The 15,651-nt window shown below is 66.0% G+C and carries 15 protein-coding genes; 6 read left to right on the forward strand and 9 right to left on the reverse strand.

Features of this window, described 5'->3' with window-relative positions; genetic code table 11:
* Nucleotides 1–375 precede the first annotated feature (375 nt).
* The 4 genes from MOK15_RS11105 to hemC all read right to left on the reverse strand — a co-directional run bounded on the left by MOK15_RS11105 (nucleotide 376) and on the right by hemC (nucleotide 3,730).
* The gene (locus MOK15_RS11105; protein ID WP_242931666.1) at nucleotides 376–1,125 is read right to left on the reverse strand and encodes an alpha/beta fold hydrolase; all 750 of its coding nucleotides are present in this window, start codon (nucleotides 1,123–1,125) and stop codon (nucleotides 376–378) included.
* A gap of 117 nt (nucleotides 1,126–1,242) precedes the next feature.
* Complete coding sequence (locus MOK15_RS11110; protein WP_242931667.1) at nucleotides 1,243–2,127, reverse strand: MICOS complex subunit MIC60; 885 nt, start codon at nucleotides 2,125–2,127, stop codon at nucleotides 1,243–1,245.
* A complete protein-coding gene (locus MOK15_RS11115) occupies nucleotides 2,124–2,807 on the reverse strand; it encodes a uroporphyrinogen-III synthase (protein WP_242931668.1) in 684 nt (227 codons plus the stop codon). Before MOK15_RS11115 ends, MOK15_RS11110 begins: the two co-directional genes overlap by 4 nt.
* Complete coding sequence (gene hemC, locus MOK15_RS11120; RefSeq protein WP_242931669.1) at nucleotides 2,804–3,730, reverse strand: hydroxymethylbilane synthase; 927 nt, start codon at nucleotides 3,728–3,730, stop codon at nucleotides 2,804–2,806. Before hemC ends, MOK15_RS11115 begins: the two co-directional genes overlap by 4 nt.
* Nucleotides 3,731–3,774: 44 nt before the next feature.
* Here hemC and tsaD point away from each other — a divergent pair, with 44 nt between their 5' ends.
* From tsaD to MOK15_RS11135, 3 genes are read left to right on the forward strand one after another with little or no spacing between them, the layout of a single operon-like run.
* Nucleotides 3,775–4,809: a tRNA (adenosine(37)-N6)-threonylcarbamoyltransferase complex transferase subunit TsaD gene (gene tsaD / locus MOK15_RS11125; protein ID WP_242931670.1), complete on the forward strand. Its 1,035-nt coding sequence runs from the start codon at nucleotides 3,775–3,777 to the stop codon at nucleotides 4,807–4,809.
* 13 nt (nucleotides 4,810–4,822) lie between these two features.
* Nucleotides 4,823–5,794, forward strand: coding sequence for an NAD(P)H-dependent glycerol-3-phosphate dehydrogenase (locus MOK15_RS11130; RefSeq protein WP_242931671.1), 972 nt, complete (start codon nucleotides 4,823–4,825; stop codon nucleotides 5,792–5,794).
* 45 nt (nucleotides 5,795–5,839) lie between these two features.
* On the forward strand, nucleotides 5,840–7,360 hold the full coding sequence (locus MOK15_RS11135) for a lipopolysaccharide biosynthesis protein (RefSeq protein ID WP_242931672.1): 1,521 nt from the start codon (nucleotides 5,840–5,842) through the stop codon (nucleotides 7,358–7,360).
* A 9-nt stretch (nucleotides 7,361–7,369) separates the two neighbouring features.
* On the opposite strand, the gene MOK15_RS11140 is transcribed toward MOK15_RS11135, so the two are convergent.
* On the reverse strand, nucleotides 7,370–8,383 hold the full coding sequence (locus MOK15_RS11140) for an adenosine kinase (RefSeq protein ID WP_242931673.1): 1,014 nt from the start codon (nucleotides 8,381–8,383) through the stop codon (nucleotides 7,370–7,372).
* A gap of 128 nt (nucleotides 8,384–8,511) precedes the next feature.
* Between MOK15_RS11140 and MOK15_RS11145 the strand changes: the two genes are divergently transcribed.
* Nucleotides 8,512–9,171, forward strand: a complete 660-nt coding sequence (locus MOK15_RS11145) for an EI24 domain-containing protein (RefSeq protein WP_242931674.1) — start codon at nucleotides 8,512–8,514, stop codon at nucleotides 9,169–9,171.
* A complete protein-coding gene (locus MOK15_RS11150; protein ID WP_242931675.1) occupies nucleotides 9,168–9,545 on the forward strand; it encodes a hypothetical protein in 378 nt (125 codons plus the stop codon). Before MOK15_RS11145 ends, MOK15_RS11150 begins: the two co-directional genes overlap by 4 nt.
* Nucleotides 9,546–10,728: 1,183 nt before the next feature.
* Here MOK15_RS11150 and MOK15_RS11155 read toward each other — a convergent pair.
* The 3 genes from MOK15_RS11155 to MOK15_RS11165 form a co-directional block, all read right to left on the reverse strand.
* Nucleotides 10,729–11,088 carry a hypothetical protein gene (locus tag MOK15_RS11155; protein WP_242931676.1) on the reverse strand — a complete coding sequence of 120 codons (360 nt, stop codon included), beginning with the start codon at nucleotides 11,086–11,088 and terminating at the stop codon, nucleotides 10,729–10,731.
* Between the two features lie 147 nt (nucleotides 11,089–11,235).
* Complete coding sequence (gltX, locus tag MOK15_RS11160; protein ID WP_242931677.1) at nucleotides 11,236–12,564, reverse strand: glutamate--tRNA ligase; 1,329 nt, start codon at nucleotides 12,562–12,564, stop codon at nucleotides 11,236–11,238.
* Between the two features lie 104 nt (nucleotides 12,565–12,668).
* The gene (locus MOK15_RS11165; RefSeq protein ID WP_242931678.1) at nucleotides 12,669–14,330 is read right to left on the reverse strand and encodes an NAD+ synthase; all 1,662 of its coding nucleotides are present in this window, start codon (nucleotides 14,328–14,330) and stop codon (nucleotides 12,669–12,671) included.
* 131 nt (nucleotides 14,331–14,461) lie between these two features.
* On the opposite strand from MOK15_RS11165, the gene MOK15_RS11170 reads away from it, so the two are divergent.
* A complete protein-coding gene (locus MOK15_RS11170; RefSeq protein WP_242931679.1) occupies nucleotides 14,462–15,397 on the forward strand; it encodes a ribose-phosphate pyrophosphokinase in 936 nt (311 codons plus the stop codon).
* 6 nt (nucleotides 15,398–15,403) lie between these two features.
* Here the strand turns inward: MOK15_RS11170 and MOK15_RS11175 are convergent, their stop codons facing one another.
* Nucleotides 15,404–15,640 (reverse strand): hypothetical protein, encoded by a 237-nt coding sequence (locus MOK15_RS11175; RefSeq protein WP_242931680.1) that lies wholly within the window; start codon nucleotides 15,638–15,640, stop codon nucleotides 15,404–15,406.
* Nucleotides 15,641–15,651: the final 11 nt, after the last annotated feature.

Here is a 15,651-nt window from a genome sequence, read left to right on the forward strand (position 1 = left end):
CTATTCCCTTCCAATGTAGGATTTCTTCTGATCTATCCTTGTCGATGGACCAGCACGCCCTCCGCACCCGCCCTCCCCTGCCGATCACCGCCGCACCGGCGCGCAACTGTGACCCGCCTGTCGCGTCCCTGTCGCGCGGGCGGCGCGTCGGTGTGACCCTACAGGCGCGCCAATGGCGCGTCGGCGACGCATCGGCGGCGCATTCCTGTCGCGAATCCCCCGGAAATGCCCGGAAAACCGATGCCTGCAACGGTGTGAACTTTGGACCTGTGACCCTGTTGGTCGGCTTATTTCGCTTGCAGCGCCGTCACGCACGCCGCCGGATCGACATCCGTCCCCGTCGACGATCGCGCGTCGACATGGGTCACGACCGGCTCAGGCGCGCATCGCCTCCAGCGCCTTGCCCACGGCCGCAATGCCTTCCGGCGAAGCGGCAAAGCCCATATGGGTGCAATCGACCTCGATCGCCTTGTCGCGCTCGCTGGAGCGGCCCCTGGCGCATTCGGGCAGGATCACGCCGTCACGTTTCGACCAGAGCGCCACGGTCGGCACCGGCGGCTTTTCCTCGCGGGTGCAGGGAAAGGGCGGCCGGTCGACCGGGAAGCCCGACACGAGCTGATAGAGCCGCCAGGCATGGTTGGCGCGCGGGTCGCCGGAAAAGGGCGTGCCCATCGTCACCACGCCGCCGACCTTATGGGTGGCGAATTTCGCATATTCGCGTGCATAAAGGCCGCCCAGGCTCCAGCCCACCAGCGTCACCGGGCCGCTGCCTTGCCGCCGGATCGCATCGACCCGCCGGTCGATCTTTTCCAGGCTGTCGGGACGCGGCCCGAAATTGCGGCCCATGCCCCAGTCATGCGCGTCATAGCCCGCTTCGGTCAGGATGCGACGCAGCCAGTTCATACGCTGTTCCGACGCCATCAGGCCGGGGATCAACAGGACGCTGCGTCCGTCGCCGCGAATCTGGCCGGCCAGATTCGCGGCCTGCGCCTTTGTCCGCGCCAGATCGAAGGGCACCGACAAATTGCCCAATAGCTGTTGCAGCGGCGGAAGCACGGGCGCGCGCGGTCCCGGCGCGAGGCGATCCTTCCAGAATGTGCTGACGGCTTGAGCATAAGGTGGCACGACGATGAAAATCCTTGAACCCCCAGCGGGGAAAAGATGACATTGTCGTGACAAATGCCGTGGACGTCCATCGGTTTCGGCTCATGCGACCAACGGCTCGTCGTTTGTGACAGGCCTTCAGGGAGCGAGAGGAGAGGTTTGAGCGACCGGTTCGCCCTCGGTGGTGCGCAGGGTGCGCGGCTCCAGGATCGCCGCCGTCTCTATGAGGTCGAGCGCGCGACGCGCCTCCATATAGCGGCGGGCCATCTGGACCCACCGTTCGGCAACGGTCCGGCCCGGCATATGTTCCACTTCCGCCAGCGCGGCACTCACCCGGCCGCCGTCCAGATAGCGGAGCGCCCGGTCATAGGCCGCCTGTGGCCGGGGGGAAGGGGTCGATGCGTCGTGGATGGTGATCAACTCGTGCGCCTCATGCCGCAGCGCGTCCCACCAGCTCGCATCGGCGGGTGGGGTCGTCACCTGGTTGCCGATGTCGGACAGGCCGGCGCGCAGATCGGTCAGCGTCACCGGCTCGCGCGCGGCGTTGATGATGGTGGCTACGGCGCGGGGCTGGGCCTGGCCGAAGCGGAGCCGCAACTGCCCCTCGATATAGCCCAGCGGCGCGCCATTATCGAGCGCGCGCCGCGCGGCGAAGGCGACCAGCAGCCCTTCGGCGCGCGCTGCATTGGCGGAGGCGGCCTGCGCCTCAACGGTGATGCGGGTCAGCCGCTCCTCCAGTTGCACGACGCGGCTGTCCAGCATCTGCGCGGCATCGGCGGTCAGCGGGCGGGTGGCGACGCCGGGCAGGACGCCAGCGGGCAGGGCTGCGGACGGTCGTTGCGGATCGCCCCAGCGCCGCTGGATCTGCGGCCAGGCCCAGGCGGTCAGCGCCACCCCCAGGGCAAAGGCGAGCAGCGTCAGGATCAACAGCGGCAGGATATTGCGCCGGCGCGCAGGCGGCGGCGTCACGGGGGCGCTGGCCACCCCGTCTCCGTCATTCATGCTGACCCTATCGTCTATCATTGCGCATGTCCTTCGCACAAAGACAAGGCGAGGGCCAGCATCTCGTCATCTTGCGGAAGGGCGGGGGCCTGCGCGCTGGCCCAGCCCGCACCGCAGGCCGTCTGCGCCGCCGGGCTGATGGCGATCAGGTGGAGGTCTGACCGCCGATTTTCGGGTATTTGCGCCGCCAGACGCTCGCCTGCGCGGGGTGAATGGACCAGCAGGATGGACCCCGGCGTCGCATCGGCGAGAAGGGCGGGATCGGCAGGCAGGCCGGTCATGCGGTACACCGCGACCCGCATCATATCGAGCGCGCCCGCCTCCATCGGCGCAACCGTCGTGCCTGCCAGATGCAGCACATGCCGATGCCCGTCCCGTGCGATGCGTGCGGCGATGGCGCTGCCGTCGCCCTTTCCCGTCACGACATCGACAAAGCCGGCATCTGCCAGTGCCCGCGCGGTCGCTCCCCCCACCGCATAAGCGGGCAGGCCGCGATACTGGTGCAGGGCCGGTCCTGCGAGCCGCACGCCATTGGCGCTGGTCAGCAGCAGCGCGTCGAAATCCTTCGTCGGGGGGGGCGTCCAGTCGATCGCTTGCGGCGCGAACAGTGGATGCAGCCGGACCTCCATCCCCAGCGCCGCCGCCTTGGCCGCGGTCCTGCCCGCCGCCGGTTCCGGGCGCAGGATGAGGATGCGCCTCACCCTTCGAACAGCGCCCGCAACGCCGGGCTGGCCCGGTCGAGCAGCGCCCGGCCGATGGCTTGGGCTGTCGCTGCGTCACTGCGCGCCAGTCTTGCCTCCTCGCGCACCGTCTCCACCCCGTCGGGACTGATGATCTCGGCACGCAGGACGATCTGCTCCCCTTCGATCACCGCCAGCGCCGCGATCGGCGAATGGCAGGTGCCGCCCAGGCCGCGCAGCACCGCGCGTTCGGCCATCACGGCGTCATAAGTGTCCGGATCGTTGATGGCCGCCAGCGCCTCCAGCACCGGAGCATTGTCCGCCAGCGCCTCGATCCCCACCGCGCCCTGCGACGGGGCGGGCAGCATCGTGTCGATCGGGATCAATGTTCCGACATCGCGCTGGTCCAGTCGATCGAGACCCGCCGCCGCCAGCAGGGTGGCATGGACTTCTCCCGCCGCCAGCTTGGCAAGCCGCGTCGCGACATTGCCCCGGAACAGGGTGATGGTCGCATCGGGCCGCAGCCTCTTCACCTGGGCGGCCCGGCGCGGCGAACTGGTGCCGACCAGCGGACTGGCGGGCAGCGCCTCGAAACTTGCCGCCCCGACCAGCTTGTCGCGCACGTCGGCGCGCGGCAGCATGGCGGCGATGCGGAAGGCGGCGGGGCGCAGCGTCTCCACATCCTTCATACTATGGACCGCAAAGTCGATCTCGCCCGCCACCAGCGCCCGGTCCAGCTCCTTGGTCCACAGCGCCTTGCCGCCGATATCGGCCAGCGCCCGGTCCTGGATGCGGTCGCCGCTGGTCTGCACGGCGACGATCTCGATCGCGTCTTCGGCCCAGCCATGAATGGCCATCAGCGCCCTTGCGGTCATGCGTGCCTGAGCCAGCGCCAGCGGCGATCCCCTGGTGCCCAGGCGCAACGGTCGGTCGGTGAAAAGCATATCCGGCTTGCTCTAATGACCACGGGCATTAGATGGAAGCGACAATGACGATCATTCTCGGCCTGGAATCGAGCTGCGACGAAACCGCGGCGGCGCTGGTGACGGCCGACGGTCGCATCCTGGCGCATCGGCTGGCGACGCAGGAAGAGGCGCATCGTCCCTATGGCGGCGTTGTTCCCGAAATCGCCGCCCGCGCTCATGTCGAGGCGCTTGCTCCCCTGATCGAAGCCGCCCTCGCCGACGCTGAAATGACGCTTGCCGATGTCGATGTCATTGCGGCGACCGCCGGACCGGGGCTGATCGGCGGCGTCATGGTCGGCCTCGTCACCGGCAAGGCGCTCGCCCATGCGGTGGGCAAGCCGCTGGTGGCGGTCAATCATCTGGAGGGCCACGCCCTTTCGCCGCGCCTGGCCGACCGCACGCTCGAATTTCCGTACATGCTGCTGCTGGTGTCGGGCGGCCATTGCCAGCTTCTCCATGTCCGGGGACCAGGCGACTATGCCCGCCTCGCCACCACGATCGACGATGCGGCGGGCGAAGCCTTCGACAAGACGGCCAAGCTGTTGGGCCTGGGCTATCCCGGCGGCCCGCTGGTGGAAAAGGCGGCGGCGCAGGGCAATCCCAGGGCAGTTCCGCTGCCGCGCCCGCTGGTCGGCACGGCGGAACCGCATTTCTCCTTCGCCGGGCTGAAGAGCGCGGTGATGCGCGCCGTCCAGTCCGGCCAATATTCCACGGAAGACATTGCGGCCTCCTTCCAGCAGGCGGTGATCGACTGTCTGGTGGATCGCACGCGCCGCGCGCTGGGACAGGGCGAGGGCGTCACCGCCCTGGTCGTCGCAGGCGGTGTGGCGGCCAACCAGCCGATCCGTGCGGCGCTGGAAAAGCTAGCTGCCGACCATGAGCTGCCTTTCGTCGCGCCGCCGCTCTGGCTCTGCACCGACAATGCGGCGATGATCGCCTGGGCGGGTGCGGAGCGCTATGCGGTGGGGCTGGTCGACGATCTCACCGTACCCGCCCGGCCGCGCTGGCCGCTCGACCCGGCGGCCGAAAAGGCGCGCGGCGCCGGAATTAAAGCATGAAGGGTGGGAAGGCATGAAGGCGGGAGTCATCGGCGCGGGCGCATGGGGCACGGCGTTGGCGCAGTTGTTGGCCAGCGACGGCCAGCCGGTCGCCCTCTGGGCGCTGGAGCCGGACGTGGTCGACGCGATCAACAGGCGTCATGAAAACCCGCTCTACCTCGCCAATATCCCCCTTTCCTCCTCGATTGAGGCGACCGGCGCCATGGCCGACCTGGCCGCCTGCGACCTGTTGCTGGTGGTCAGCCCCGCCCAGCATCTGCGCAGCGTGGTGCGCCAAGCGCCCGCCGGTGTGCCGCTGGTCCTCTGCTCCAAGGGCATTGAGGCGGGCACCAGCCTGCTCATGTCGGAGGTTGCCGCGCAGGCGCAGCCCGCTTCCCCCATCGCCATCCTTTCTGGCCCCACCTTCGCGCATGAAGTGGCGAAGGGGCTACCGACCGCCATTACCCTGGCCTGCGAAGATCCGGTGTTGGGCGAACGGCTCGCCAGCCGCATCGCCCGGTCGACCTTCCGCCCCTATCTGTCCGACGACGTCATAGGCGCGGAGATTGGCGGCGCGGTCAAGAATGTGCTCGCCATCGCCTGCGGCGTGGCCGAAGGGGCAGGCTTGGGCCTCAACGCCCGCGCCGCGCTCATCAGCCGGGGTTTCGCCGAAATGACCCGTTTCGGCCTGGCGCGCGGCGCGCGGGCGGAAACGCTGGGTGGTCTGTCGGGCCTCGGTGACCTCGTCCTGACCTGCTCGTCCACCAATTCGCGCAACTTCTCGCTCGGCAAGGGGTTGGGCGAGGGGCAGAGCGCCGCCGCGCTGCTTTCCAACCGCCGTACCGTGGCCGAAGGCGCGCATACCGCGCCGGTGCTGCGTGACGCGGCGCGTGCGGCGGGCGTGGAAATGCCGGTGGTCGAGGCAGTATGCGCACTGTTGGCCGACGCCGCGCCGCTTGCCGCCGTTATCGACGCGCTGCTCGCGCGTCCGTTGCGTCCTGAATAAGCCGTCGCGTTGCGACCATATAAGAATTAGAATCGATACAAACAAATGACGCAGGGAGAACAGGCTATTTTGGCGACGGAGGCAATCCCTCCCCAGGACCGTGATGATATCGCTGCCCTGGCAAAGGGCGGGCGGACCAATGTCTTCGGCTTCCTGCTGCGCCTTGCCGCGCGTTTGCCCTTCCTGTTCATCGCGGGTCGCTGGTATGGCGCCGATGCGCTGGGCCGCTTCGCCTATGCCGTGCTGGTGGTGGAGTTTGTCGCCCAGATCGCGACCCTGGGCCTCAAGCGCGGCCTGGCGGGCGCGCTGGCCCAGACCGAGCGGCCGCATAATCATGTCGTGACCGACGCGATGGCCGTGACCCTCATCGCGTCGCTGGCCGGTTCTCTCCTCCTTATCATTGTTCCCCAGGCGATGTTTCCCAACAGCGGCATCAACGGGTTGGACCGGTTGCTGGCGCTGGTGGTGATCGCGGTCGCGGGATCGGACGTGGCGCTGGCCGCCTGTGCCTACCGTTTCGATGTCGGCGCGACCGTGCGCGCCCGTTCGATCATCGAACCCTGGACGATCAGCATCGGCGCTTTCGTATTCGCCTTCTATTCGACCCGCGACGGCCTCATTCTCTCCTATGCCACGTCGATGATCGCCGCGCTGGTCGCCTCGATCATTCCGATGGCCCGGCATTATGGCCTGCCGCGCGGCTGGAAGCCTGATGCCGGGCGGCTCTGGCGTCTGGCGCGGCGCAACCTGCCGCTCGCCGCCGCCGACGGCGTGGAATGGGGTTCGCGCCGGCTCGACATGGCGATCCTTGGCCTGTTCGTCAGTCCGGCGGTGATCGGCGTCTATTATGTCGCGCAGCAGGTCGCCTCGCTGCCGCAAAAGCTCAAGACCAGCTTCGACCCGATCCTGGGGCCGGTCATCACCCGCAACCTTGCCGAAAATAACCTTGCCGCCATCGCCCGGCAGGTCAGCCAGGTCGGCTTCTGGATCATCGCGGCGCAGGCAGGCATCGCGCTTGCCCTGGGTATCCCCGGCGAAGCGGTGATGGGTCTGGTCGGTCCGCATTTCGTCGGCGGAACGGGCGCGCTCGCCTTCCTGCTGCTGGCCGAAGTCGTTGCCGCCACCGCCGTGGTCAGCGAATCGGCGCTGGTCTATATCGCCCGGCACCGGAACCTGATGATCTCGCTCGTCATGATCGGGCTGCAAGCGGCCTTCAGCTTCGCCCTGATTTTCGCGGCGCGCGGTATGGAACTGCCGGTCATGTGGATCGCCGCCGCGCCCGCGCTGGCGCTCTGCCTGGCGCTGGGGGTCGGCGCCCTGGTCAAGGCGCGGCTGCTTTCGCGTCTGCTCGACGCGCCGATCAATGCCTGGCGCTGGCCGCTTTTGAGCGCGGCGGGCGTCGCTTGCATCGTCGGCGCCGCCTTCGTCGCCCTGCCGCCACGTTTCGAATGGGTCGAACTGGTGGTCGGCATATGGGCGATCCTGGGCGTCTATGGCGTGGTCATCTGGCGCTGGGGCTTCGGCCCGGAAGATCGCGCGCTTTTCCGCAAGCAGAAGGCGAGCTGAGGGACGGGATCAGGCGAACAGCGCGTCGCGGATCACGCCCAGATCCTGCTCCGGCCGCGCCCCCCAGTGCGAGATCACCTCAGCCGCCGCCGCCGCGCCCAGCGCCAGCGCGTCTTCGACGCTGCGGCCCTCGATATGCGCGGCCAGGAAGCCGGATGCGAACAGGTCGCCCGCGCCCGTCGTGTCGACGATCTGCGTGACCGGGGCGGCTGGCGCTTCATGGCGCACGCCATCAACGATCGCCACCGCACCCTTTTCGCTGCGGGTCGACACCAGCACCGGCACCTTGTCGGCAAAGCGGGCCAGCGCCGTGTCGAAATCGTCAACCTGCGCCAGCGATTGAATCTCACCCTCGTTGGAAAAGAGAATGTCGATCTGCCCCTGGTCGATCAGGTCCAGAAAGTCGGCGCGATGCCGGTCGATCACGAAATTGTCGGACAGGGTGAAGGCCACCTTGCGGCCCGCGCCGCGCGCCGCGTCGATCGCCGCCCGCATCGCCGCGCGCGGCTGCTCTGGGTCCCACAGATAACCTTCGAGATAGAGGACGCCTGCCGAACGGATCATGTCCAGGTCCAGCGCCGCTTCCGGCAGGAACTGCGATGCGCCCAGGAAAGTGTTCATCGTCCGCTGCGCGTCGGGCGTCACCAGGATCAGGCAGCGTGCGGTCGGCACTTCGCCATGCATGACCGGCGTGTCGTACCGGATGCCCAGCGCCCGCACGTCATGCGTGAACACCGCGCCCAACTGATCCTCATTGACCTGGCCGATGAAGCCGCACTTCTTGCCCAGCGCGGCCAGGCCCGCCAGCGTATTTGCGGCCGATCCGCCGCTGATTTCCTTTGCCTGAGGCATGTCGGCATAAAGCGTTTCGGCCATTTCGGCGTCGATGAGCTGCATCCCGCCCTTGGTCAGCGCATGTTCGGCCAGAAAGGCGTCATCGCTGCGGGCGAGAACATCGACGATGGCGTTGCCGATCGCGACGACGTCCAGTGTAGTGGGCAGCGTAGGGGCGGATGCGGTCACGCAATATCCTTAGTCTTGTGGTGGGAATAAAATTTTGCCGTCTCTATCGGGCTGGCTCGCGCCATGCAACCTTGGCCCCTATAACCTCGCCGATTGACCTTGCCGCCGGGCGGTAGGATAGCAGGGCCATGGTTCTGACCGCGGTCCTGCGTGCCTTTCCCTCCATTTTCCACGGCGCGGCCCTGCGCCTGATGGGCAAGACGCTGGTTCTGACCCTTTTGCTGTTCGCGCTGCTGGCCGCTGCTCTTTGGGCCGGATTTCATGGCGTCAGGCTGCATTTCGGCTGGGGCGGCGGCATGTATGCCGAAGCGACAGCGACCGTGCTGATCGTGATCGCGGCGGGCTGGCTGCTGTTCCGCGCCATGGCAATGGCGGTGATGGGCCTCTTCGCCGACGACATTGTCGAAGCGGTCGAGCGCAATGACTATCCCCACGCCGCCGCCCGGCCGGTGGGCTGGGCGCGCAGCCTGCGCTTTGCGCTCGCCTCGCTGGGACGGACGATCGGCTGGAACCTCATCGCATTGCCCGCCTATGTGCTGCTGCTGGTGACGGGGGTTGGGACGATCGGCCTGTTCCTTGCGATCAATGCCTATCTGCTTGGCCGCGACATGGCGGACATGGTGGAGCCGCGCCATCCCGCGCTGCCGCCCTTGTCGCGTGGCGGCCGGTGGCTCATGGGCCTCGTTTCGGCGCTTCTCTTCCTGGTTCCGCTGGTCAACCTGCTTGCGCCGATCTTCAGCGCGGCTATGGCGGTTCACATGCTGCTCGGACGAAAGAAGACCATATGAAAATCCTCCGTTCGGGCCTGACCTTCCTCCTCGCCCTGCCGCTCGCCGCCTGCGGCGCGGGGGCCATCGTGCCGCCCCCCACGGCGGAGATATTGCCGCCGCCCGGTCCTCCGGCCAGCGCTTTCACGAAACAGGGGCCGCTGCTGGGATCTGACGCGAAGCATCTGACGCAGATGTTCGGCCAGCCCCGGCTCGACATTCGGGAAACCACGGTGCGCAAGCTGCAATTCGCCAATGGCCGCTGCGTGCTCGACGCCTATCTCTACGCCCCCGCGCGCGGCAGGGAGCCGGTCGTGACCCATGTCGACGCGCGATCGTCGACGGGGACGGATGTCGATCCGGCGGCGTGCGTGACGGCGCTGCAAGCGAAATAAGCCGACCAACAGGGTCACAGGTCCAAAGTTCACACCGTTGCAGGCATCGGTTTTCCGGGCATTTCCGGGGGATTCGCGACAGGAATGCGCCGCCGATGCGTCGCCGACGCGCCATTGGCGCGCCTGTAGGGTCACACCGACGCGCCGCCCGCGCGACAGGGACGCGACAGGCGGGTCACAGTTGCGCGCCGGTGCGGCGGTGATCGGCAGGGGAGGGCGGGTGCGGAGGGCGTGCTGGTCCATCGACAAGGATAGATCAGAAGAAATCCTACATTGGAAGGGAATAGGATTGGGGAAGGCGGAGGAAGGGCGACTGCGGCCTGTCTTCGATGTCTTCCCGGCCTTGTGCCTAGGGCAATGGCGGGAGATGGGTTCCCGCCTGCGCGGGAACGACGGAGAGGGGTGGTTTCCTGCCATTTCCCATTCGTCATGCCGAACTTGTTTAGCTGCGCTGGCCTTACGGCTCAGCATCCATCAGGTCCAACAAACCTTCGCTCAATCCGGCGAAATGGACCCTGAAACAAGTTCAGGGTGACGATGAAGGTTAGGTCCGCCTTTGGTCGTTCGTTGACCAATTAACTGCTTGCTTCAATGCGCTTCCGATAAAGAGCGTCCGGCCCTTTTGCGGCCTCCAGCCTAATGCGGCGATGAAGCACGCCCCCAACGAGCGGAAGGCCAACCAATACGGTGCCTACGATAGCTTCTACGATGCCCGGCTTCCAACCAGCCAACAAGGCACACCCATACACCAGCGCAAAGAAGGTAAACCATGTGAAGGCAGCTATGTCAGTGAGAAGCGTAGGCTTGCGCCCTTGGTAACGCATGTGTGCGAAACGCCAGAATGCTGCTTTCATCTTTCCTCACGCTGATTAGCGACGGTATATGTGTCTGCTTCTGGGGGGCTGCAAGCCGTATAAGCGGCAACAACTGGTCGCCTGCCGCTGGGCGGCTTTCCAAGCCTGAACCGGACCCTGGGTCCGGTGCAAGCCCCATCAGGGCGACCAAAACTAAGGGATCAGAGATTCCAGATAACCTGCGGTAAAAACGGTTTTCGAGAATATTGCCATCTTCTCTCTTCTCGATCTCTTTCGGAACGTAGCGGAGATAACGATAAACAGGCCATAACCGTCGCCCGACGCGTGCTACGGATGGATGGCCATCCTTCACGGTCGGCATGTGCGCCCTATCGGGCTATCTTCTTGGATTGCCTACCGCAGGCAATTTTCAACATCACCGCGCTGTCGTTGTCGCCCCGCGCAGGGACCCAATCTTGGCCAGAAGGAACAAGGCGGGGCTGATGCACGTCCGCAATGGTGAAGGTATCAACGAGCATAAGGCGCTTCCTGCAATCGAAATGTTCACGCCGCTTAATCACAGGCTTCATGCGCAGTTCTGTATCAACGGTAGCACGATGGCCATTCCGTAATACGGAGCGAAGATCGACGAAACGCGGACCTTGGTCGGTTTCCGACAGCCGAACCCACTCGTGCGCGTAAGCTGGTGTTGTGATGGCAAAAAACAGAAGCAGCAGGATTTGGCGCATTGCCAATCTTAGCAAGTAGCCAGTCCGCGATCCAGCCATCCTGCCACTTCCAACTTGATGAGCGACAATCAGGCGTTTTGCGTCAACGTCCGCTTAGAGGGACGATGCGAAGCCATTCAAATGACCAACATTGGTCGTTCCCAGTTCCTAGGACTGGAGGCGGGCCAGGGCCTGTTCCTGCCCGATCAGCGGCAGCAACTGCCCCATGTCCGGGCCGTGATCCAGCCCTGTCAGCGCCCGGCGCAGCGGCAGGAACAGCGTCTTGCCCTTGCGGCCCGTCTCATCCTTCAATGCGCCGGTCAGCGTGCGCCAGATGTCGGCGTCGAACGGGGCGGCGGTCAGGATGCGATGGGCGGCGGTCAGGAAATCCCGGTCTTCATCGGCCACGGCCGGCACGTCGATCGGGCCGGTGACGATGCGCCACCAGTCGGCCGCGCCCGCCACCGTCTCCAGATTGGGGCGGATCGCATCCCAGGCGGCTTCGTCCATGCCGTCGGGCAGGCGGTCAGCCACATCCGCATAGGGCAGCATATGCACGATCTTCTGGTTGAGGGTCGCCAATTCCCCTTCATCGAAGCGCGCGGGCGCGCGGCCGAAATGGGCGAAGTCGAAACTGTCGATCAGCGGGGTCATGTCCGCAAAGGGTTCGACCGGCTGCGAACTGCCGAGACGCGCCATCAGCGAAGCAATGGCCATGGGTTCCAGGCCGATCTCGCGAAAATGGGCGACGCCCAGCGAACCCAGGCGCTTCGACAGCTTGCCTTCGCTGCCGGTCAGCAGCGCTTCATGGGCGAATTGCGGCAGCGAAGCGCCCAGCGCGGCGAACATCTGGATCTGCGTAGCGGTGTTGGACACATGATCCTCCCCGCGCAGGACATGGGTGACGCCCATGTCCACATCGTCGATCACCGACGGGAGCATGTAGAGCCAGGAGCCGTCAGCGCGGCGGATCACCGGGTCGGACAGCAGCCTGGGATCGAAACGCTGGTCGCCACGGATAAGGTCGGTCCAGACGATGGGCTGGTCGTGATCCAGCTTGAAGCGCCAATGGGGCTTGCGCCCTTCGGCTTCATGAGCTGCCACCTGCTCCGGGGTTAGGGACAGGGCAGCGCGATCATAGACCGGCGGCAGGCCGCGCCCCAACAGCACCTTGCGGCGCAAGTCCAGTTCCTGGCTCGTTTCATAGGCCGGGTAAACATGGCCCGACGCCTTGAGCGCCGCGAACTGCGCCTCATAGAGGGCGAAGCGGTTGGACTGCTTCTCCTCCCCGTCCCAATGAAGGCCGAGCCAGGCCAGGTCCGCCCTGATCGAATCCGCATATTCCGGGCGCGAACGTTCCAGGTCGGTGTCGTCGAGGCGCAGCAGGAACTGGCCGCCCGACTTGCGCGCCCACAGCCAATTATGGAGCGCGGCACGGATATTGCCGACATGGAGATTGCCGGTCGGCGACGGGGCGAAGCGGGTGATGACGGTCATGCGTCCGGTCCTAAACCCGTTCGGTTCGAGCTTGTCGAGAACTGTTCTCGACGGACGTGTCTCAACAAGCTCGACACTGCTCGAACCGAACGGCTTGGGGTTGGTTATATCGTCCGAAATGCGTTGGTGATCGGATAGCGGCGGTCGCGCCCGAAATTGCGGGTGCCCAGTTTCACGCCCGGCGGCGATTGACGGCGCTTATATTCAGCGATGTAGAGCAGCCGCTCGATGCGGGCCACGGTGTCGCGGTCGAAACCGCGCGCGACCAGTTGCTCGACCGACAATTCCTCCTCGACCAGGCCATAGAGGATCGGGTCCAGCACCTCATAGGGCGGCAGGCTGTCTTCATCCTTCTGATTGTCGCGCAGTTCGGCGCTGGGCGGCTTGGTGATAACGCGCTCAGGCATCACGGGGCCGCTAGGCCCCAACCCTTCGCCCAGCGAAGGGACATTCTCGTTGCGCCAGCGGCAGAGGTCGAACACCGTGGTCTTGTAGGCGTCCTTCAGCACCGAATATCCGCCCGCCATGTCGCCATAAATGGTGGCGTAGCCGACCGACATCTCGCTCTTGTTGCCGGTGGTGAGCAGCATGTGGCCGAACTTGTTGGACAGCGCCATCAGCGTCACGCCCCGGATGCGGGACTGGATATTCTCCTCGGCCAGGTCGCGCTGGCGCCCCGCGAAGGCCGGGGCAAGCATCGCGTCGAAGGCGCCGACCGCCGGCTCGATCGGGATGGTGTCGTAGCGGACACCCAGCAGGCGCGCACATTCCACCGCATCGTCCAGGCTGTCCTGGCTGGTGAAGCGCGACGGCATCATCACGCACCAGACCCGGTCGGCGCCAAGCGCATCGACGGCGACGGCGGCGGACAGCGCCGAATCGATACCGCCCGACAGGCCCAGCACCACGCCGGGGAAGCGATTCCTGTTCACATAGTCGCGCAGGCCCAGCACCATGGCATTGTAGATGTCCGCCGGGCGCGGATCGAGATCATGCGCCTCTCCGGGCAGGCAGACCCATTGGCCGTCCCATTTCTCCCAGGTCGTCAGCGTCAGCGATTCTTCCCAGTCGGGCATCTGATGCGCCAGGCCGAGGTCGCCGTTCATCACGAAGGACGCACCGTCGAACACCAGCTCGTCCTGCCCGCCGACGCGGTTCAGATAGACGAGCGGCAGGCCGGTTTCGCGCACGCGGGTGCCCCCGACGGCGTTCAGGCGGCGGTCGTCCTTGTCGATCTCATAGGGACTGCAATTCGGGCTGATGAGGATTTCCGCACCTTCGGCCTTCAGATGCGCGGTGACGAAGGGGAACCAGATATCCTCGCAGATCGGCACGCCGATCTTCACGCCCTTGAAATCGATCGGCGCGGGGAGCGGGCCGGGCGCGAACAGGCGTTTTTCGTCGAACGTGCCGTAATTGGGCAGTTCGCGCTTCTGCCGGATCGCGGTGACCGCGCCATCTTCCAGCAGGGCGACCACGTTGAAGAGCACGCCCTGCGAGGCGACGACGGTGCCGACCAGCATCGCCGGGCCGCCGTCCGCGGTCGCCTGCGCCATGCGGTCCAGTTCATGATTGGCGCGATCGACCAGAGCGGGCTTCAGCACCAGATCCTCAGGCGGATAGCCGATGAGTTGGAGTTCGGGATAGACGATGAGGTCCGCGCCCTTCGCCCGGTCGCGCCAGGCGAGCATGGCGTCGGCATTGGCCTGAAGGTCGCCCACCGACTGAGTCATCTGGGCCAGGGCGATCACGAGTTTGTCGGTCATGGCCGCGCCCTAATGCATTTTGATGGCGGGCGCAAAAGCGCCTTTCCACATGGGGCAGGCCCCGCTAAAGGGGCCGCGTCTCGCGCATCGTCATCAATTCGTCACGCCATCTAGTTCTGGGGGTTTTGGCCATGAAGCTCATGACCGGCAATTCCAACAAGCCGCTCGCGGCCGCTATCGCCGACTATATCGAAATCCCCCTGACCGACGTCAGCGTCCGCCGCTTCGCCGACGAAGAGGTTTTCGTGGAAATTCATGAGAATGTCCGCGGCGAAGACGTGTTCGTGATCCAGCCCACGGCTTATCCGACCAACGACAATCTGATGGAATTGCTCATCATGATCGATGCGCTGAAACGCGCGTCGGCCAAACGAATCACCGCCGTCATCCCCTATTTCGGCTATGCCCGGCAGGACCGGAAGCCCGGTCCCCGCACGCCCATCAGCGCGAAACTGGTCGCCAATCTCATCACCACCGCCGGCGCCGACCGCGTCCTGTCGGTCGACCTGCACGCAGGGCAGATCCAGGGCTTCTTCGACATCCCGACCGACAATCTGTTCGGTGCGCCGGTGATGTCGGCCGATATCCAGGCGCGCTTCGGCGACAAGAATATCATGGTCGTGTCGCCCGACGTGGGCGGCGTGGTGCGCGCCCGCGCACTCGCCAAGCGCCTCGACAACGCCCCGCTCGCCATCGTCGACAAGCGCCGCGAGCGCGCGGGCGAATCGGAAGTGATGAACATCATCGGCGACGTGAAGGGCCGCTTCTGCATCCTGATCGACGATATCGTCGATTCGGCCGGAACCCTGTGCAACGCCGCCGCCGCCCTCAAGGCCGCGGGCGCCGAGGATGTGATCGCCTATGTCAGCCACGGCGTGCTGTCGGGCGGCGCGGTCGCGCGGGTCGAGGCGTCGGACCTGCTGGAACTGGTCATCACCGACTCGATCCAGGGCACCGACGCGGTCAACGCCGCCAGGCATATCCGCCACCTGCCCATCGCCCCGCTGCTGGGCGAAGCAATCAAGCGCATCGCTGACGAGAGTTCGGTTTCCAGCCTGTTCGACTGAGGCGGATCATGCCGCCGGGAGCAGGACCAGCGGCACCGCGCAGATCAGGATGAGCGCGGCGACGATGCGTTGCCCGCGCGAGATGCCGAACGGCTTGCCCCGCCAGACCATCGGGCAGGCCAGGATGGCGAAGCCGATCAGCAGGATCGACAAGCTGGCCGACCCGCCGGTCGGCATATCCTGCCGCAGGGCAAGACCCGCGAACAGGCCGACGAAACTCAGAAACCAGCCGATCAGCGCCATGCGCATCCCCT

The organism is Sphingobium sp. BYY-5 (assembly GCF_022758885.1).
Classification (GTDB): domain Bacteria; phylum Pseudomonadota; class Alphaproteobacteria; order Sphingomonadales; family Sphingomonadaceae; genus Sphingobium.